The sequence below is a fragment of the Streptomyces sp. PL-29 genome (genome assembly GCF_058344425.1).
Window position 1 is genome coordinate 5,898,392 of record NZ_CP136996.1, and the last position, 16,614, is coordinate 5,915,005.

Consider the following 16,614-nt stretch of genomic DNA (forward strand, 5'->3'; position numbering starts at 1 on the left):
ACCCTCTTGGTGCGCAAGGGGGATCGGCGGGACGGTGGCAGGTCCGGACCAGGGCGAGGAGAGTGGCACCAGGGGACGTCACCCCCGGCGGAGGGCGGTGGGAGCCATGTCCGACACGCTGCTCGAACGGCACGCCGAAGCGCTGCGGTTCTTCGGTGAGCGGGTGCGCGCCGTGAAGGGCGACCAGTGGGGCGCGCCCACCCCGTGCACGGAGTGGACCGTCCGGGACCTGGTCAACCACGTCACCGGCGAGCAGTTCTGGGTCCCGCCGCTGATCACCGAGGGCCGCACCCTGGAGGAGCTCGGCGACGCCTTCTCCGGGGACGTGCTCGGTGGCGACCCGGTCGCCGCCTGGGACCGCGCCTCGGGCGCCGCGCACGCCGCCTTCGCGGCCTCCGGCGCGCTGGAGCGGACCGTGCAGCTCTCGTTCGGGCCCGCGCCCGGGGCGGCGTACTGCTCGCAGCTGACCGCGGACTGCGTCGTGCACGCCTGGGACCTCTGTCGCGGCATCGGCGCCGACGACCGGCTGCCCGACACACTCGTCGAGTTCTCGATCAAGGAGTTCATGCCGTACGCCGACGCACTGGCGTCCAGCGGCATGTTCGCCGCGCCGGTCGAGATTGCGGCCGGCGCGGACGCACAGACCCGGCTGCTGGCGATGGCCGGGCGTGAGGCCTGAATCCGCAGTCCGGCATCCGTCAACAGGCATATGCGGGCAATCAATCGTATAAAGGTCAGGGTCGGCGGAGAGCGAGCGGTGCGGCGAACGCGAAAGGCGGACAGCGGTGGAGGGGATGCAGCGCACGGTGGCGGAGGGCCGCGGGCCGGTCCGCTACGGCCCGCCCGCGCCCCAGCCCGGCCTGCCCGTGATCTCCGAGCTCGTCTCCGTCCTCGGCGCGGCCGCCGGGCGCTGCTCCGCGCAGCCACCGGGCGGCGGTGCGTCCCTGCGTGAGGCGGCCTGCCGGTACTGGGGTCGCCGCGGACTGGCCGCCTCACCGCAGAACGTCGCAGCGGGCCCCGGCGCCCCGGCGCTGCTCCTGGCCCTCCTCGGGGCCCACGGAGGCGACGTGATGCTGCCCCGGCCCTGCCCGGCCTGGTGGACCCCGCAGGTCAGGCTGCTCGGGCGGCGCGCTTACCATGTGCCGACCCCAGCCGAGTGCGGCGGCGTTCCGGACCCCTACGCCCTGTTGGAGACCGTACGGCGGGTGCGCGCCGAGGGCGGTGACCCGCGGGTGCTGCTGCTGTCGGTCGCGGACGACCCGACCGCGACCGTACCGCCGCCCGAGCTGGTGCGCGAGGCGTGCGAGGCCGCTGCGTCCGCCGGGCTGTTCGTCGTCAGCGACGAGAGTTGGCGCGACACCGTCCACCGGCCCCACGACGACCTCGTCCTGAGCCCTGCCGAGATGCTGCCCGAACAGGCGGCGGTCCTCGTCGACCTGTCCGGCGCACTGCTGCCGGCCGGCTGGCCGGCAGCAGTGGTCCGCTTCCCCGACACCCCGCGCGGGGACCGGCTGCACGCCGGCACCCTCGACGTCCTCACCGCCACCGGCGCGATGGTCGCCGGACCCGTGGCCGGTGCCGCCGCGCACGCCCTCGACGAACCCGACGCGGTCGCCGCACGCGCGCACGCGGCCGCCCGCCTGCACGGCCAGGTGGCGGCCGCCGCGTACCGCGAGCTCCGCGCGGCGGGGGCGCTGGCCCGACCCCCGCAGGCCGGGCGGCACCTCTACGGCGACCTCACCCCGCTGCGCGCCGGACTCGCCCGGCACGGGGTCGGCGACGCCATGGAACTGGAGGACTGGCTCGGCGGCCGGCTCGGCGCGCCCACCCCGGGCGGACAGCGGTTCGCGGACGAACTGGGCGCACTGCGGGTCAGACTGTCCACCGGACCGCTGCTGGGCGCCACCCCCGAGGAGCGGCTGGCCGTGCTCACCGCCCGGGACCCGCTCGCGCTGCCCCACGTCCGGAGCTCCCTGGACCTCCTCGGATCGGTCCTGGCCGAGCTGGCCTGACCCCCGGCCCACCCCGACCCCCAGCCCACCTCGATCCCCGGCCCACCCCGCCCCCCGCCCCGGCCGACCCCGGACCATGGTGAACGGAGACTGCTCGATGAGGGACCGGACGGACGCCGCCGCACCCGCCCCGGCCGCCCCCTCCGCGGGGCCCCCACGCCCGGCCGGCACCCCGCGGGCGCCGCTCCCGTCCGCTCCGCGCCCGCTCGGTGAACACCGCCGCTGGCCCCGGTCGTTCGCCGACCGGCTCACCACCCCACTCCCTGGAGTCCGGGCCTTCGCCCGGCTCGCCCGCGAGGGCGCCTTCCGGCCCGGCCCCGAAGGGCTGCGCGGCATTCCGGATCTTCCGTACGAACCGGGCCCGCTTCCCGTGACGGAGGCCGGCGCGGTGTCCGTGACCTGGGCCGGGCATGCCAGCTGGGTCGTGCGGACCGGCGGACTGACCGTGCTGACCGACCCGGTCTGGTCCCGCAGGATCCTCGGTACGCCGTCTCGGATGACGCCCGTCGGAGTGCGCTGGGAGGACCTGCCCCCGGTGGACGCGGTCGTGATCAGCCACAACCACTACGACCACCTCGACGCCCCCACGCTCAGGCGGCTGCCCCGGGACACCGCCCTCTTCGTCCCCGCGGGCCTCGCAGGGTGGTTCCGCCGCCGCGGCTTCACCCGGGTCACCGACCTCGACTGGTGGGAGGCGGCCGAACTGGGCGGCGTACGGTTCGAGTTCGTCCCCGCCCACCACTGGTCGAAGCGGTCCCTGATCGACACCTGCCGGTCCCTGTGGGGCGGCTGGATCCTCACCGACACCCTGAGCCCCGTCCCGAGGAAGGTCTACTTCGCGGGAGACACCGGTTACGGCCGGTGGTTCCGCGAGATCGGCCGCCGCCACCCGGGCATCGACCTCGCCCTCCTGCCCGTCGGCGCGTACGCCCCGCGCTGGTGGCTCGGCGACGTCCACGCCGACCCGGAGGAGGCCGTCCGGGCCTGCATCGACCTGGGGGCCCGGCGGATGGCCCCCATGCACTGGGCCGCGTTCGTGCTCTCCGCCGAACCGGTCATGGAGCCCCTGCACCGCACCCGGGCCGCCTGGTCCCGCTCGGGCCGGCCCCGCGAGGACCTCTGGGACCTCCCGGTCGGAGCGTCCCGCTCCCTGCCCGACCCCGACCCCGACCCGGGCCCCGACCCCGATTCCGGCCCCGGCCCCGGCCCCGACCCCGGGCCCGGCGCCGGTCCGGAGCCGGCCTGAGGGCTGCGCGCGCCCCGATGCCCGTCAGGGATGGCGCCGCAGCCGGCGCCAGAGCGCCGGGCCCGTGCTGACCAGCAGCGCCAGGCCGACCGCCAGGGCCACGCCCTTCCAGGGCTCCGGGAACAGCGAGCCGCCCAGGATGCCGATCAGGCCGTACGTGGCTGCCCAGGCCAGGCAAGCGGGGCCGTCGCCGCGGGCGAACCGGCGCAGCGGCAGCTCCGCCAGCAGGCAGGCCAGCATCACCGGGATCCGGCCCGCCGGTACCAGCCGGGAGAGCACCAGCACCGTGACCCCGTGCTCGTCCAGCCGGGTCTGGGCCTGCGCCAGCCGCTCCGGTGCGGCCCGGCCGCGCAACGCGGCCAGCCACCGCGACCCGTTGCGGGACCGCACTCCCCGCTGCCCGAGCCAGTAGAGCGCCAGATCTCCGGTGAAGGCCGCCAGCGCCGACACCCCGAACACGAGCAGCACCCCGTACGGCGCCTGGTGGTGGAAGGCCACCACCGCCGCCGAACTCACCAGCGCGCCGGTGGGAATCACCGGCACCAGCGCACCCAGTGCCACCAGCACGAACAACGCCGGGTAGCCCACTGCCTGCTGGGTGGTATCCGGCGGCACCTGGCCGGCCCCTGCGGCCCCCGCCACGGCCACCGCCGTGAACGCGCGAAGGGTCACGGCAGCCGCACCCGCTCGCCGTGCCCCGGCACCCGCACGCACACCTTCGGCGCCAGCTGCCGGGCACGCCGCTCGAACTCCTGGCCCGGCGCGTGGAACTCGTGGGGCCGGACCGCGTCCATCCCGACCGGCCAGTACGTCCCGTAGTGGACCGGCACCGCCGCCGCCGGGGCCAGCTGCGCCAGCGCGTGAGCGGCTCGTACGGCGTCCAGATGTCCGGGCCCCAGGTACGGACCCCAGCCGCCCACCGGCAGCAGAGCCAGGTCCACCGGCCCCACCTCCTCGGCCATGGTGTCGAACAGCCCGGTGTCCCCGGCGAAGTACGTCCGGGCGGCGCCCAGGACCACGTATCCGAGCGCCGGCGCGAGGTGCGGGCCGTACGGCAGCCGTCGTCCGTCGTGGCGTGCGCTGACCGCGCGGACCCGCACGCCCTCCCCGACGCGGACCTCGTCGCCCGGCGCCGTCTCCGTCACCGTCAGCCCGCGCAGCCCGGCGAGCCGGGCCAGCCGCGGGACCGCCCGCCGCGCACCCCGCGGCACGAGGATCCTGGTGCCGGGCGCGAGCAGCCCCAGCGACGGCAGGTGCAGATGGTCCGCGTGCAGGTGCGACACCAGTACCACGTCCGCCACCGCCGCCTCGGGCGGCGGGAGCGCTCCGCGGCGCCGTCGCAGGTGCGCGAGCCGCCGGGTGAACAACGGGTCCGTCAGCAGCCGCACTCCGGAATCCTCGACGGTGCACGTCGCATGGCCCCACCAGGTGATCTCCACCGGCACCAGGCCCTCCCTCCCTCGCCGTCCCGCCGGCCTCGGGGTGTCCTTCCCATCATGCCGGGCCGGCCGCTCCGCTACCGCACCCGAATCGGAATCCGGCAGCCCCTCCTCCCGGGCGGCGGATCGGAGTAGGGTCCGGCGGCATGGAAGAGTTGCGCGTGGCCGCGATCGCCAGCCTGGCCCCGCTCGAAGACCTGGACGCCGACCCGTTCGCCGTGGACACCCGGGGCCAGCACGCCGTGTGCGCACGCTGGGCGGCCGACCGGGGTTACCTCGTGACCCAGCAACTGCTCGTCTACGGGATGCGCGCGGACCACTGCGGCTTCTGGTCCGAGATATCCGCCGGGCGGGTCGATCTGTTCGTCGCCGCCAATCACCGGGTCCTGGCCCGCGCGCTGAGCTGCGTCGAGGAGTTCACCGCAGAGTGCGAGCGGCGCGGCGTGCGTCTGGAGACCGCCGGGGACGAGGAGCCGCGGTACACCGCCGCGATGAAGGCCGAGGTGCACCGGCGGCTGTCCATGCCGACCGCCGGCTACGACGGCACCTGACCGCTGTCCGTCCGACTTCGCCCCGCCCGGCTCGGCCGCAACGGCCTCCCCCGGCCGTCCGCCGGGTACTGCCGTGCCCCGTCCGCTTTCCCGTCGTCCGGCCGGCCGGCAGCCGTTGTGCGAGCCTGGAGGCGGGAGACGACCCCGGGGGTGGCACGTGCGGCGACGGCGGTGGCGGAACACGGGCAACGCCCTGGTGCGGGTGATCCTCGTCTGGGCGGTGTCCACCCTCACGATGCTCGCCCTGGCCGGGATCCTCCCGGACTTCCGCCTGCAGTCCGACGACGGCGACAGCATCACGCAGATCGGCCTCACCGCGGCCTGGGGCGCCGGCGCCTTCGGCCTGCTGAGCGCACTGGTCTGGCCCGTGCTGGTGCGGGCCCTGCTGCTGGTGCCCGCCCTCGTGCTCGGGGTCCTCGTGTTCTTCCTGAACGGCTCGCTCCTGCTGCTGGCGCTCAGACTGATCCCCGACGGGCGGGGCGAAGCCGCCCCCGAGACCGCGGTCGTCGTGGCCGCCGTGATGTCCGCGGTGGCCTCCGCGACCTCCACGGCGCTGGCAGTGCGCGACGACGAGGCGTACCGGCGCCGGCTCTACCGGCTCGCCGACCGGCGCCGCCGCCGGCAGGGCCGCGGGTCCGCCACCCGGACGGGGGCGGCGGTGCCGGGCCTGCTGGTCCTCCAGCTCGACGGGGTCGGGTACGAGGTGCTGCGCGAGGCGTGCGGCAGCGCGCTCATGCCCACCGTCGCCGGCTGGCTCGAAAGCGGCCACCGCGTCACGTCCTGGCGCACGGATTGGTCGAGCCAGACCGGCGCCAGCCAGCTCGGCATCCTGCACGGCTCCACCTTCGACGTGCCGGCCTTCCGCTGGTACGAGAAGGACACCGGCGAGGTGATGGTCTGCAACCGGCCCGCCAGCGCCGCGGAACTGCAGCGGCGGGCCATCGAGCGCACCGGCGACGGGGGACTGCTCACGCTCGACGGGGCCAGCCGCGGCAACCTCTTCAGCGGCGGTGCCGACCAGCTGGCGCTCGTGCTCTCGGTCTCGGCGAGGCGGGGCCGGGCCAACCGGTCCCGCGCCGGCTACTTCGCGTACTTCTCCGATCCGGCCAATGCCGTCCGCACGGCCCTGTCCTTCATCGCCGACGCGGCCCGCGAGATCGTCCAGTCCCGGCGGGCCCGGATCCGCGGGGACCGGCCCCGGGTCTCGCGCGGCGGGCTCTACCCGCTGATCCGGGCCTTCGCGACCGTGGTCGAACGGGACGTGGTCGTCTCGGCGGTGATCGGCGACATGCTCGCCGGGCGCGCCGTGGTCTACGCCGACCTCGTCGCCTACGACGAGGTCGCCCACCACTCGGGCCCGCGCGGACGCGACACCGACCAGGTGCTGGAGCGCCTCGACCGCAGCCTTGCGCTGATCGCCCGGGTCGCCGAGCACGCGCCGCGCCCGTACCGGATCGTGCTGCTCTCCGATCACGGCCAGAGCCCCGGGGAGACCTTCCTGTCGCGCTACGGGCTGACCCTGAAGGACCTGGTGAGGGCGGGCTGCGGCCTGCCCGTCCCCCGCAGGGCCGGCCGCACCCGCAGTGGGGCCGAAGCCCGCGCGGCGGTTCTGGCCGCTCTCCACCGGCCGGTGGAGGAGGGTGAGGAGGCCCGCCCGGGGCCGGGCACGGACCCGGTGGTGCTGGCCTCCGGCAACCTGGCCCTGATCTCCTTCCCGGACATTCCCGGCCGGGCCTCCCGGGCCCGTGTCGAGAGCACCCACCCCGCGCTGCTGGCGACCCTGGCGAACCACCCCGGCGTCGGTTTCCTGCTGGTGGACGGGGTGGTGCTGGGGCCGGGCGGGGCCGAGGCCCGGCTGGACGTGCCCGGCGAGGCCGAGAAGTTGCTGGCGGCCTTCGGTCCGGGGGCGGCGGCGGCCGTCCGCCGGACCGACGCCTTTCCGCACGTGGCCGACATCATGGTGAACTCGGCGTACGACCCCGGCACGGGCGCGGTGCACGCCTTCGAGGAGCAGATCGGCTCGCACGGCGGCCTGGGCGGCGAGCAGGGGCGTCCGTTCCTGATGTGGCCCGCGGAGCTGTCGGACCCGGGGGAGGAACTGGTCGGCGCGGAGGCGGTGCACGGCGTCCTGAGGCGCTGGCTCGGTGAGGCCGACGGCCCGCAGGTGCCGGTGGCCGCCCCGGAGTTCCGACGGGCGGGGAGCGGCGTGTCCGGCGGGGCGGGCGGCCACGCGGCCGCCCCTCCGGCGCGGACCAGAGGGATCGGAGGGGCCGGGGAGCCGGTCGGCGGGAGGACCGCCCGAGAGGCGCCGCAGGATTCCCGGCGGGAAGGCCCCCTCGACGGAATCCTTCCTTCCGAGGGGGCGCCGGTGCGGGACGAAACCCGCTGATTTGGTACGTCCCGCACGGTGGTCGACCATGTGTCGACCCGCCCACCATGTGAGACGACCCGAGGCGCACCCCCGATGACCAGCACCGCAGCCCTGCCCGCAGAGGCCACCGCACCCCCCGAGCCGGGCCGCGACCCCCACGCCCGGAGCTTCGGCCTCCCCATCGCGACCTGCCTGGTCATGGGCAACATCATCGGCGGCGGGATCTTCCTCCTCCCCGCCTCGGTCGCCCCCTTCGGCACGATCAGCCTCGTCGCCTTCGCGCTGCTCACCCTCGGTGCGATCGCCCTCGCGCTCGTCTTCGGCCGCCTCGCCCACCGGCACCCGCAGACCGGTGGCCCGTACGTCTACGCCCGTGCCGCCTTCGGCGACTTCGCCGGCTTCCTCGCCGCCTGGAGCTACTGGATAACCTCGTGGGTGTCGAACGCGGCCCTCGCCGTGGCCTCCGTCGGCTACCTCAGCGTCCTCTTCCCGGCCATCGGCGCGCACAGGTGGTCCATGTGCCTGGCGGCGCTGGCCATGCAGTGGCTTCCCGCGCTCGCCAACCTGGCCGGCACCCGCTATGTCGGCGCCGTCCAACTGGTAGCCACCGTGCTGAAGTTCGCCCCGCTGCTGCTGGTCGCCGTGGGCGGCCTGTTCTTCTTCGACCCCGCCAACCTCGGCCCGTTCCAGGCCACCGGTCAGAGCCCGGCCGGCGCGCTTTCCGCCGCTGCGGCGATCCTCCTCTTCAGCTACCTCGGCGTGGAGTCCGCCGCCGTCAGCGCCGGCGAGGTCCGCGACCCCGCCCGCAACGTGGGTCGGGCCACGATCCTCGGCACCACCGGCGCGGCCGTCGTCTACCTGCTCGGCACCCTCTCCGTCTTCGGCCTCGTCGCCCACGAGCGGCTGGTCTCCTCCGAGGCCCCGTTCACCGACGCCGTCAACGCCATGTTCGGCGGCACCTGGGGCGGCACCCTCGTCGCCTGCGCCGCCGTCGTCTCGATGGGTGGCGCCCTCAACGGCTGGACCCTCCTCAGCGCCCAGACCCCGTACGCCGCCGCCAAGGACGGGCTCTTCCCGCGGGCCTTCGAGAAGAAGCGGCGGGGCGTCCCGGTGGTCGGTGTCGTCGTCACGACCTCCCTGGCCTCTGCCCTGACCGTCTACAACTACACGGCCGGTTCCGACGGCGTCTTCGAGATCCTGGTCCTCGTCACCACCTTCACCGCCACCGTCCCCTACCTGCTCTCCACCGCCGCGCAGATCTACTTCCTGCTCTCCGGGCAGGGCGAGCGCGTCCGGCGGGGGCGCCTGGTCCGCGACGCCGCCCTCGCGGTCCTGGCCTTCGGCTTTTCCCTGTGGCTGGTGGCCGGCTCCGGGTACGCCGCTGTCTACCAGGGCGTGCTCTTCCTCTTCGCGGGCGTCGCGGTCCATGCCGCCATGGCCGCCCGCAGGCAGCGGACAGCCACCTGACCTGCGCGGTAGCGTGGAAGGACAGCGCCTTCAGGGGGCATGAAGGGGTCGCCATGTCCGCGATCAGAGAAAGCATCGACATCGACCGCAGTCCCGAGGAGGTCTTCGCCTACGCGTCGGACGCCTCCCACCTGCCGGAGTGGCAGAAGAGCGCGGTGTCCGCCCGGGGCACCGAGCACCCGGCCGTGGGAGCGATCATCTCCGTGCGGCGGCGGATCGGCCGGCGTGAGTTCCCGATGACCATGGAGCTCACCGAGTACGACCCGCCCAGGAGCTGGCACCTGCACGGCATCGACGGCCCGGTCCGCGGCGATGTCCGGGGCACCGTCGAGCCCCTGGGCGACGGAACCCGCTCCCGCCTCACCCTGAGCCTGGACTTCGAGGGCCACGGCATCGGCAGGGTGCTCGTACCGCTCGTCGTGAAACCGCACGCTCGCAAGGAGATGCCGCTGAACGAGGAGAAGCTCAAGCACCTCATCGAGGCCTGAGCCCCGCCCGCGGGAGAACCGGATGCCGGGCGGTGTGGGGTGCGATCACACGGGCCGCACCCCACACCGCCCCACCGGCGCAGGACGTCCCCGCTCGTGCAGCCTGCCGTCACCCCCGGGGAACCGGGACGCGGTGCGCCCGAGCCGGTGCGGTCACGCCCCCGGCCCGCGGATGCGCAGGTCGGGGGCGTGCTGCGTGGAGATCGACTCAGTCGAGGTAGTCGCGCAGCACCTGGGAGCGCGACGGGTGGCGCAGCTTCGACATGGTCTTCGACTCGATCTGGCGGATCCGCTCGCGGGTGACCCCGTACACGCGGCCGATCTCGTCGAGGGTCTTCGGCTGGCCGTCGTTGAGGCCGTAGCGCATGGAGACCACGCCCGCCTCGCGCTCCGAGAGCGTGCCCAGGATCGACTGGAGCTGCTCCTGGAGGAAGGTGAAGGAGACCGCGTCCGCGGGCACGACCGCCTCGGAGTCCTCGATGAGGTCACCGAACTCGCTGTCGCCCTCCTCACCCAGCGGGGTGTGCAGGGAGATCGGCTCGCGGCCGTACTTCTGGACCTCGATGACCTTCTCGGGGGTCATGTCGAGTTCCTTGCCCAGCTCCTCCGGGGTGGGCTCGCGGCCCAGGTCCTGGAGCATCTGGCGCTGCACGCGGGCGAGCTTGTTGATGATCTCGACCATGTGGACGGGGATGCGGATCGTGCGCGACTGGTCGGCCATGGCACGCGTGATCGCCTGCCGGATCCACCAGGTCGCGTACGTGGAGAACTTGAAGCCCTTGGTGTAGTCGAACTTCTCCACGGCGCGGATCAGGCCGACGTTGCCCTCCTGGATCAGGTCCAGGAAGAGCATGCCGCGGCCGGTGTAGCGCTTGGCCAGGGAGACCACGAGACGGAGGTTGGCCTCCAGCAGGTGGTTCTTGGCACGGCGGCCGTCCTCGACGAGGATCTCCAGCTCGCGCTTGAAGGCGGGCTTGTGGTCCTCCTCCTCTTCGAGCTTGTACTCGGAGAAGAGACCGGCCTCGATGCGCTTGGCGAGCTCGACCTCCTGCTCGGCGTTGAGGAGCGGCACCTTGCCGATCAGCTTGAGGTAGTCCTTGACCGGGTCCGCGGTCGCGCCGGCCACCATGACCGTCTGTGCCGGGGCGTCGTCCTCGTCGTCGTCGGACAGCACGAAGCCCTGGGCGCCGGTCTTGGGCGCCTCCTCCTCGGCTTCGTCGACGAGGTCCTCCGCTGCCCAGTCCTCGCCCTCGACGGCCGGGCTCTCGGCCTCGTCCGCGTCCTTGGCGCTGGTCTTCTTCGCCGCGGTCTTCTTCACGGCGGTCTTCTTGGCGGCGGTCTTCTTGACCGTGCGCTTCTTCGGCTCGGCGGCTGCCTCGGCCGGAACCGCCGCCTCCGCAGCCGCGGCGGCCGACGGAGCGGATATTGCCGTGGCCGTGACTGTGGTGGCCGCGGCGGGGGCCGCGGTCTTGCGCGCACCGATGGGCCGGGGCGCGGCGGTGGCCTTCTTGGCCACGGTGCGGGCCGGGGCGGCAGCCTTGCGGGGCTTCTTCGCGGCAGCCTTGGTGGCGGGGGCCGCGCTGACGTGAAGGGCGACACCCTCCTCGTCGAGGACCTGGTTCAGGCTGCGCAGGACCCGCTTCCACTGGTCCACCGGGATGCGGCCGGCCTCGAAGGCCTGGCGCACGTCGTCACCGTTGATGTGACCCTGCTCGCGGCCGCGCTCGACGAGCGCGACGAGGGCCTCCGATTCGGCGATCTCCGGAGGGAACGTACGGGACGGGCTGAGCGACACAAGGAGCCTCTCGTTGCGAACAGATATGGGGTGGGCGGGACATCATCGCGCGAACTCGGGAAACAGACCCGAGGGGGGTCTGTATTCCGGGCCGCGCGAGGACACCTGTCGGTTCATCGCATGCCCGAGTCGATTCGTTACGCGCTGAATTGAGTGACCTGCGCCACGCTACGGCCGGGCAACCGGATCCGGCGCGGATCCGTCCGCCCTCCGCATCAGTCCGTTTTGCGGGCCTCGATCAGGAAGCGGGCGGTGTGCGCGACGAACGGGCCGTCGCGCTCGATCCGTTCGTGCAGCTCGCGCAGGCGGTCCCGGTACTGCCCGACCGTGAAGCCGGGCACCATCCAGATCACCTTCCGCAGGAAGTAGATCACGGCTCCGATGTCGTGGAACTCGGTGCGCAGCCGCTCCGAGCGCAGGTCGAGGACTTCCAGACCCGCCTTCGTGGCGTCGGCGACCGCGTCGTCGGGATGCCGGGCGCGCCGGACGTCCTCGGGCTGGGGTCCGAGAAAAAATTCGACGAGTTCGAAGACGCTCGCCGGGCCGACCTGCTGCGAGAGATACGTTCCGCCGGGGGTCAGCACCCGGGCGATCTCGTCCCACCAGATGGTCACCGGGTGCCGGCTGGTCACCAGCTCGAAGGCCTCGTCGCCGAAGGGCAGCGGCGGCTCGTCGGCGTCCGCGACCACCACCGCGCCCAGCGGGTGCAGCAGCCGGGTCGCCCGCTGGACATTGGGCGGCCAGGACTCCGTGGCCACCGTCAGGGGCGGCAGGGACCCGGCCCCGGCGAGGACCTCACCGCCGCCGGTCTGGATGTCCAGGGCGGACCGGACCCGGGCCAGGCGCTCGGCCATCAGGCGCTGGTACCCCCAGGAAGGACGCTGCTCGGTGGCCCGCCCGTCGAGCCAGGAGAAGTCCCAGCCGTCCACGGACACGGATTCGGCCTCGGCGACAAGGTGGTCGAAAGTACGCGTCATGCATTGATCGTCGCAGGTCGGGCGCCGGGCGGCCACCGCTTTGGTCGACTACAGTGGTCGCCGGGCCGTGACTGGCGTTCGGGTGGATCACCACCGGGGAGCGGCCCGGCGCAGCCGAGCACCTCCCGCTGCGTCGACTGCCGCGCGCCTGGGCGAACCTCGATCCGCGCACCGCAGCGACGTTCAGGAGACCCCGTGACGACTGCCCAGAACGCCCCCGCCGCTCCTGCCGCCGGCACCGCCCGGCTGATGGACGGCACCGCCCTCGCCCGCCGCGTCTCGGAGCGGACCGCCGACCTCGCGGCGAAGATCACCCAGCGCACCGGCACCGCGCCCTGCCTCGCGACCGTGCTGGTCGGCGAGGACCCCGCCTCCGTCACCTACGTCCGTATGAAGCAGAACCGCTGCGCGAAGGCCGGGATCACCTCGCGCCACGTGGAGCTGCCGGCCTCGACCACCACCGAGGAGCTGGTCGCGGCGATCACGGCGCTGTCCGAGGACCCGGAGATCAGCGGCATCCTGCTCCAGCACCCCGTCCCGCACCACATCGACGAGCGCGCCGCCTTCGAGGCCATCGCCCCCGGGAAGGACGTGGACGGGGTCACCATGCACTCCTTCGCGGCCATGGGCTTCGGCCTGCCCGGCTTCGTCTCCTGTACCCCGGGCGGCATCATGCGCCTGCTCGCCGAGTACGACGTGGACCTCACCGGCAAGCACGCCGTGGTCGTCGGCCGCAGCGCGATCCTGGGCAAGCCGGCCGGGATGCTGCTCCTGGAGCAGAACGCCACGGTCACCTACTGCCACTCCCGCACCCAGGACCTCGCCTCGATCGTGCGCCAGGCGGACGTGCTGGTCGCCGCCGTTGGCAAGGCCGAGTTCATCCGGGGCGAGGACATCAAGCCGGGCGCGGTGGTCCTGGACGCCGGCTACAACGAGGGCAACGTCGGCGACGTCCACTTCGCGTCGGCGGCGGCCCGGGCCTCGCTGATCACCCCCGTGCCGGGCGGTGTCGGCCCGATGACCATCGCCGTCCTGCTGGAGCAGACCGTCCTGGCCGCGGCCGCGCAGGCCGGACTGGACCTCGCCGAGCTCTGATCCGCACCGCCTGCACGGCTGCGCCCCGGACTCCGGTCCGGGGCGCAGCCGTCTCCGGGCCCCGCCGCTCATCTGGCCTGTCCGACGGGGTCGGCCGGGCCGACCGGATCGGCTGCCGGGCCGGTGGGGGCGGCGCCGCCCCCACCCCCGCCGCCGGAGCCGGTGGTGGGGGCGGTGCCCGTGCCGGGCGCCGGGTCGAGCCCGGCGACGGCCCGCTCCGCGGCCGTGAGCGGCGGAGCCTTCAGGGCGCCCCGGTCGGAGGCGCGCATCACGTGCCAGACCACGGAGGGGCGGAGCCAGTGGGTGGGCTCGATGCTCATGGTGAGGACGTTGAGCAGGGCGGCGGTGAGGGCCTCGTCGGTGGTGGCTCCCGTCATCAGGCGGTTGACGTAGCCGTTGAGCACGTTGGTGCCGGCGCGCGGCTTCATCCCGGTGGCACCCGGATAGAGGATGTCCTGCGAGGTGGCGAGCTCCCAGGCGGTGGCGACCTGGGGTGCGATCGCGCGCTGGGCCTCACGGCCGATCCCGGGATGGGCCAGCCCCTTGGCCCGCAGCAGGGCGCGTACGGCGAGCAGCCCCTGGGCGGCGACCGTCATGCCCTGCCCGTACAGGGGATTGAAGGTGGCGACGGAGTCACCGACGGCGAAGAACCCGTCGGGCAGCTCGGCCTTCTCGAAGTAGATCCGCCGGTTGGCGGTGCCCTGGGTGACGGCGACGTCCGTGAGGGGGGTGCGGTGCTCCAGGAGCTCACCGACGATCGGGTCGCGGACGGACCGGGCGAACGGGATGAAAGCGTCGGGGTCGCCCGTCGGCTGGCCGCCGCGGGTGCCGGACAGGGTCGCCTGCCACTGGCCGTTCTCGATGGGCACGATCGTGGCGGTCTGCCCGGGCACGGGCACCCGCGGGTCGGACTGCACGTTGACGATGGGGAAGCCCATCTCGTGCGCACCGGCGGGGGCCTCGAAGATCCGGGTCGCGTAGACCAGTCCGGAGTCGACCTCGGCCTGCCGGATGCCGCTCACCCCGAGTGCCTGGAGCCAGGTGCGGGCCCGCGATCCGCGGCCGCTGGCGTCGACCACGAGGTCGGCCGTCACCAGCAGGTCCGCCTCCTCGGGGGTGTCGACCCGGACGCCGGTGACCCGGGCCGCGTTGCCCTCCAGGCCGCGGACCCGGCTCCGCTGGAGGGTGGACACCCCGGGGAGGCCGGTCACCCGGGCGCGGACCACGGAGTCGAGCAGGTCGCGGCTGCAGGAGATGTTGAACTGCTTCTCCCCGCAGCGCGGTATCCATCCCTGGGCGGTCTTGGTGACCAGGTCGGTGGGCAGGCTGCGGCGGATGGCGCCGGCCTTGGTCCAGTCGTCGGTGATGCCGGGCAGGATCCGCTCGATGGCCCGGGCGCCGCCGGACCACAGCAGGTGGGTGTGGCGGGCCTGCGGGAGCCCGCGGCGCGGCGCCGGCCCTTCGGGCAGCGGGTCGGCGTCGATGACGGTGACCGCGGCGTGCTCGGCGAGGACAGCGGCCGCGAGGAGGCCGGCCAGGCTGCCGCCGATGACGACGGCGTGGCGGGGCGGTGAGGACAGGTTCATCGTGGCGTGCTCTCTGTCAGGGCCGTGCTGAGGGCATCGGCGTGAGGGATGCGGCGACTGGCTGGTGCTGGTCACGGCGTGGCACGGGGCTTCCCCAGCCGAGTGCGGACGTGACGCGTCCGGTCGCATCGGGGAACTGTCGCTCCCGGGGCGACGGCGGGCAGAGGCACGGGGCGCCGCCGAGGCACCGGCCGAAGCCCTCGGCCCGGATGTCCGCCGGATCCCCCTGAGCAGCGCGGGAAGCGCCCGGCGCCCCGGCGGGCTTCCCGGCATCGGCCGGGGCCGCCGGAGGTGCGCCGTCCAGCCGTTCGGAGTCCGGTGCGCGCGCGGCCCGTGTGGTCCTCATGGCGTTTCTCCCCCGGCGGTGTCCGTGGTCGGCGTCCCGCCCGTCGTCCCCGGAGTTCCGAGCTGCCCCTCGCGTGCGAGGAGGTCGTCCAGGTGGTCGGCGAGCGACTTCCAACCCTGGGGCGACAGCCGGCCGGCCCGCGCGACGATGCTGCGCACGTCGTGGGCGCGCAGCACGGCCAGCATCGGGTTCTCCCGTTCCCGTTCCACGCACTCCAGTTCGCCTTCGATCAGCCTGAGGGCTGTGGCGAGGGCCTCGGTGTCGTCGGCGAGCAGGAACCCGCCGTCGACGCCGTAGAAGCGCTGGATCCCGGCCGCCGCGGCGAGGTTCGGCAGGCCCTCGCCCTGGGCGAGACGGGTCAGCGACTGCCCCGACGCGTCGAAGGACCTGGCGATGGCCGTCAGTGAGTGGGGCTGGCCGTCCTCCCGGGGCCGGGTGCGCCGCAGGTGTTCGAACCGCTGGTGGACCTGCTCCTTCAGGGGGAGCCGGGGCGGTCTGCCGTCGAGGGTCTGCCGGATGGCCCGGGGCGTGATGCCGGTCAGGTACGAGAGGTGTTCGAGATCGTCGCCGCCGTCCGAGACGGTCCCGGCGGACAGGGCGAGAGCCCGCTCCACCGCGCTCTTGCAGTCGGCCAGCAGGTAGCCGGCGTAGACGCCGAAGAACCGCTGCACGCCCGCCGCATGCCCCATCCGCAACAGCCCGGTCCCCGCGTTGAGCGGTCCGAGAGAGGCTCCGGGGGCGCCGAAGTCGTGGGCGATGGCGGCGAGCGGCCATTCTCGGCCGTGCTTGTCGAGGCGGGTGGCGCGCAGCAGCCGGAAGCGCTGGTGCACGCGCTGCTCCAGCGGCACTTCGGGGGCCGTACCCGCCATCACGCCCGGAACGCGCCGGACGTCGACGCCGGAGAGGTGGCTCAGCCGTCCTGTCGCCAGCACGTCGCCGGGATCCCGGCCGCACCGCTCGGCGAGCGCCGCGACACGCCGCCGGATCGCGTCGAGGTCGGGTCGTGCGGTGGCTCGCACCGGCGGATTCTCCATATGTCGACAAGACGTTCGAGTGGATCGGGCTGCGTGAAGCCTAGCCCCCCGCCTCGGGCCGAAGGACGGGAACCCCAATGTTTCCTGCCGCCCGCCTCAAAAACCGTTGGCATGACCTCACAGGTAATCGACCGCCTTCGGGGGTCGCGGCACAGTGGGCGCATCGGGTCCCGGGGCCGCGCACTCGGTCTCGGGATCCGGCGCACC

14 protein-coding genes and 1 riboswitch are annotated in these 16,614 nt (G+C 74.0%); of the genes, 8 read left to right on the forward strand and 6 right to left on the reverse strand.

What is annotated here, in order from left to right; translation table 11 throughout:
• Nucleotides 1-106: 106 nt before the first annotated feature.
• The 3 genes from R4Z63_RS27020 (at nt 107) to R4Z63_RS27030 (ending at nt 3,258) form a co-directional block, all read left to right on the forward strand.
• Nucleotides 107-679, forward strand: coding sequence for a TIGR03086 family metal-binding protein (locus tag R4Z63_RS27020; RefSeq protein WP_384446796.1), 573 nt, complete (start codon nt 107-109; stop codon nt 677-679).
• Between the two features lie 115 nt (nt 680-794).
• The gene (locus tag R4Z63_RS27025; RefSeq protein ID WP_384446890.1) at nt 795-2,012 is read left to right on the forward strand and encodes an aminotransferase class I/II-fold pyridoxal phosphate-dependent enzyme; all 1,218 of its coding nucleotides are present in this window, start codon (nt 795-797) and stop codon (nt 2,010-2,012) included.
• Nucleotides 2,013-2,109: 97 nt separating this feature from the next.
• Complete coding sequence (locus R4Z63_RS27030; RefSeq protein ID WP_384446794.1) at nt 2,110-3,258, forward strand: MBL fold metallo-hydrolase; 1,149 nt, start codon at nt 2,110-2,112, stop codon at nt 3,256-3,258.
• Nucleotides 3,259-3,282: 24 nt separating this feature from the next.
• On the opposite strand, the gene R4Z63_RS27035 is transcribed toward R4Z63_RS27030, so the two are convergent.
• On the reverse strand, nt 3,283-3,930 hold the full coding sequence (locus R4Z63_RS27035) for a DedA family protein (protein ID WP_384446792.1): 648 nt from the start codon (nt 3,928-3,930) through the stop codon (nt 3,283-3,285).
• On the reverse strand, nt 3,927-4,703 hold the full coding sequence (locus tag R4Z63_RS27040; RefSeq protein ID WP_037915858.1) for an MBL fold metallo-hydrolase: 777 nt from the start codon (nt 4,701-4,703) through the stop codon (nt 3,927-3,929). Before R4Z63_RS27040 ends, R4Z63_RS27035 begins: the two co-directional genes overlap by 4 nt.
• Before the next feature lie 140 nt (nt 4,704-4,843).
• Here R4Z63_RS27040 and R4Z63_RS27045 point away from each other — a divergent pair, with 140 nt between their 5' ends.
• The 4 genes from R4Z63_RS27045 to R4Z63_RS27060 all read left to right on the forward strand — a co-directional run bounded on the left by R4Z63_RS27045 (nt 4,844) and on the right by R4Z63_RS27060 (nt 9,574).
• Complete coding sequence (locus R4Z63_RS27045) at nt 4,844-5,248, forward strand: hypothetical protein (RefSeq protein WP_037915860.1); 405 nt, start codon at nt 4,844-4,846, stop codon at nt 5,246-5,248.
• Nucleotides 5,249-5,483: 235 nt separating this feature from the next.
• Nucleotides 5,484-7,637 (forward strand): alkaline phosphatase family protein, encoded by a 2,154-nt coding sequence (locus tag R4Z63_RS27050; protein WP_384446888.1) that lies wholly within the window; start codon nt 5,484-5,486, stop codon nt 7,635-7,637.
• A 75-nt stretch (nt 7,638-7,712) separates the two neighbouring features.
• Entirely contained in the window at nt 7,713-9,086 is a 1,374-nt protein-coding gene (locus R4Z63_RS27055) for an amino acid permease (protein WP_384446789.1), read from the forward strand.
• A gap of 53 nt (nt 9,087-9,139) precedes the next feature.
• Nucleotides 9,140-9,574 carry an SRPBCC family protein gene (locus R4Z63_RS27060; protein WP_037915865.1) on the forward strand — a complete coding sequence of 145 codons (435 nt, stop codon included), beginning with the start codon at nt 9,140-9,142 and terminating at the stop codon, nt 9,572-9,574.
• A gap of 208 nt (nt 9,575-9,782) precedes the next feature.
• On the opposite strand, the gene R4Z63_RS27065 is transcribed toward R4Z63_RS27060, so the two are convergent.
• Nucleotides 9,783-11,369 (reverse strand): RNA polymerase sigma factor, encoded by a 1,587-nt coding sequence (locus R4Z63_RS27065; protein ID WP_037915868.1) that lies wholly within the window; start codon nt 11,367-11,369, stop codon nt 9,783-9,785.
• 215 nt (nt 11,370-11,584) lie between these two features.
• Nucleotides 11,585-12,346 (reverse strand): class I SAM-dependent methyltransferase, encoded by a 762-nt coding sequence (locus tag R4Z63_RS27070; protein WP_037915870.1) that lies wholly within the window; start codon nt 12,344-12,346, stop codon nt 11,585-11,587.
• Nucleotides 12,347-12,403: 57 nt separating this feature from the next.
• Nucleotides 12,404-12,507: riboswitch (ZMP/ZTP riboswitch) on the forward strand.
• Between the two features lie 88 nt (nt 12,508-12,595).
• Here R4Z63_RS27070 and R4Z63_RS27075 point away from each other — a divergent pair.
• Nucleotides 12,596-13,441: a bifunctional 5,10-methylenetetrahydrofolate dehydrogenase/5,10-methenyltetrahydrofolate cyclohydrolase gene (locus R4Z63_RS27075; RefSeq protein WP_384446886.1), complete on the forward strand. Its 846-nt coding sequence runs from the start codon at nt 12,596-12,598 to the stop codon at nt 13,439-13,441.
• 68 nt (nt 13,442-13,509) lie between these two features.
• Here R4Z63_RS27075 and R4Z63_RS27080 read toward each other — a convergent pair whose 3' ends face one another.
• Together R4Z63_RS27080 and R4Z63_RS27085 are read right to left on the reverse strand one after the other, a co-directional pair.
• Nucleotides 13,510-15,027, reverse strand: coding sequence for an NAD(P)/FAD-dependent oxidoreductase (locus tag R4Z63_RS27080; protein WP_384446786.1), 1,518 nt, complete (start codon nt 15,025-15,027; stop codon nt 13,510-13,512).
• A 342-nt stretch (nt 15,028-15,369) separates the two neighbouring features.
• Complete coding sequence (locus R4Z63_RS27085) at nt 15,370-16,392, reverse strand: hypothetical protein (RefSeq protein ID WP_384446784.1); 1,023 nt, start codon at nt 16,390-16,392, stop codon at nt 15,370-15,372.
• Nucleotides 16,393-16,614 lie beyond the last annotated feature (222 nt).

Excerpts from the sequence above, each read along its gene's own strand:
- R4Z63_RS27020 (WP_384446796.1), top strand. The coding sequence starts at position 107 with ATGTCCGACACGCTGCTCGAACGGCACGCCGAAGCGCTGCGGTTCTTC.
- R4Z63_RS27025 (WP_384446890.1), top strand. The coding sequence starts at position 795 with ATGCAGCGCACGGTGGCGGAGGGCCGCGGGCCGGTCCGCTACGGCCCG.
- R4Z63_RS27030 (WP_384446794.1), top strand. The coding sequence starts at position 2,110 with ATGAGGGACCGGACGGACGCCGCCGCACCCGCCCCGGCCGCCCCCTCC.
- R4Z63_RS27045 (WP_037915860.1), top strand. The coding sequence starts at position 4,844 with ATGGAAGAGTTGCGCGTGGCCGCGATCGCCAGCCTGGCCCCGCTCGAA.
- R4Z63_RS27050 (WP_384446888.1), top strand. The coding sequence starts at position 5,484 with ATGCTCGCCCTGGCCGGGATCCTCCCGGACTTCCGCCTGCAGTCCGAC.
- R4Z63_RS27055 (WP_384446789.1), top strand. The coding sequence starts at position 7,713 with ATGACCAGCACCGCAGCCCTGCCCGCAGAGGCCACCGCACCCCCCGAG.
- R4Z63_RS27060 (WP_037915865.1), top strand. The coding sequence starts at position 9,140 with ATGTCCGCGATCAGAGAAAGCATCGACATCGACCGCAGTCCCGAGGAG.
- R4Z63_RS27070 (WP_037915870.1), bottom strand. The coding sequence starts at position 12,346 with ATGACGCGTACTTTCGACCACCTTGTCGCCGAGGCCGAATCCGTGTCC.
- R4Z63_RS27075 (WP_384446886.1), top strand. The coding sequence starts at position 12,596 with ATGGACGGCACCGCCCTCGCCCGCCGCGTCTCGGAGCGGACCGCCGAC.
- R4Z63_RS27080 (WP_384446786.1), bottom strand. The coding sequence starts at position 15,027 with ATGAACCTGTCCTCACCGCCCCGCCACGCCGTCGTCATCGGCGGCAGC.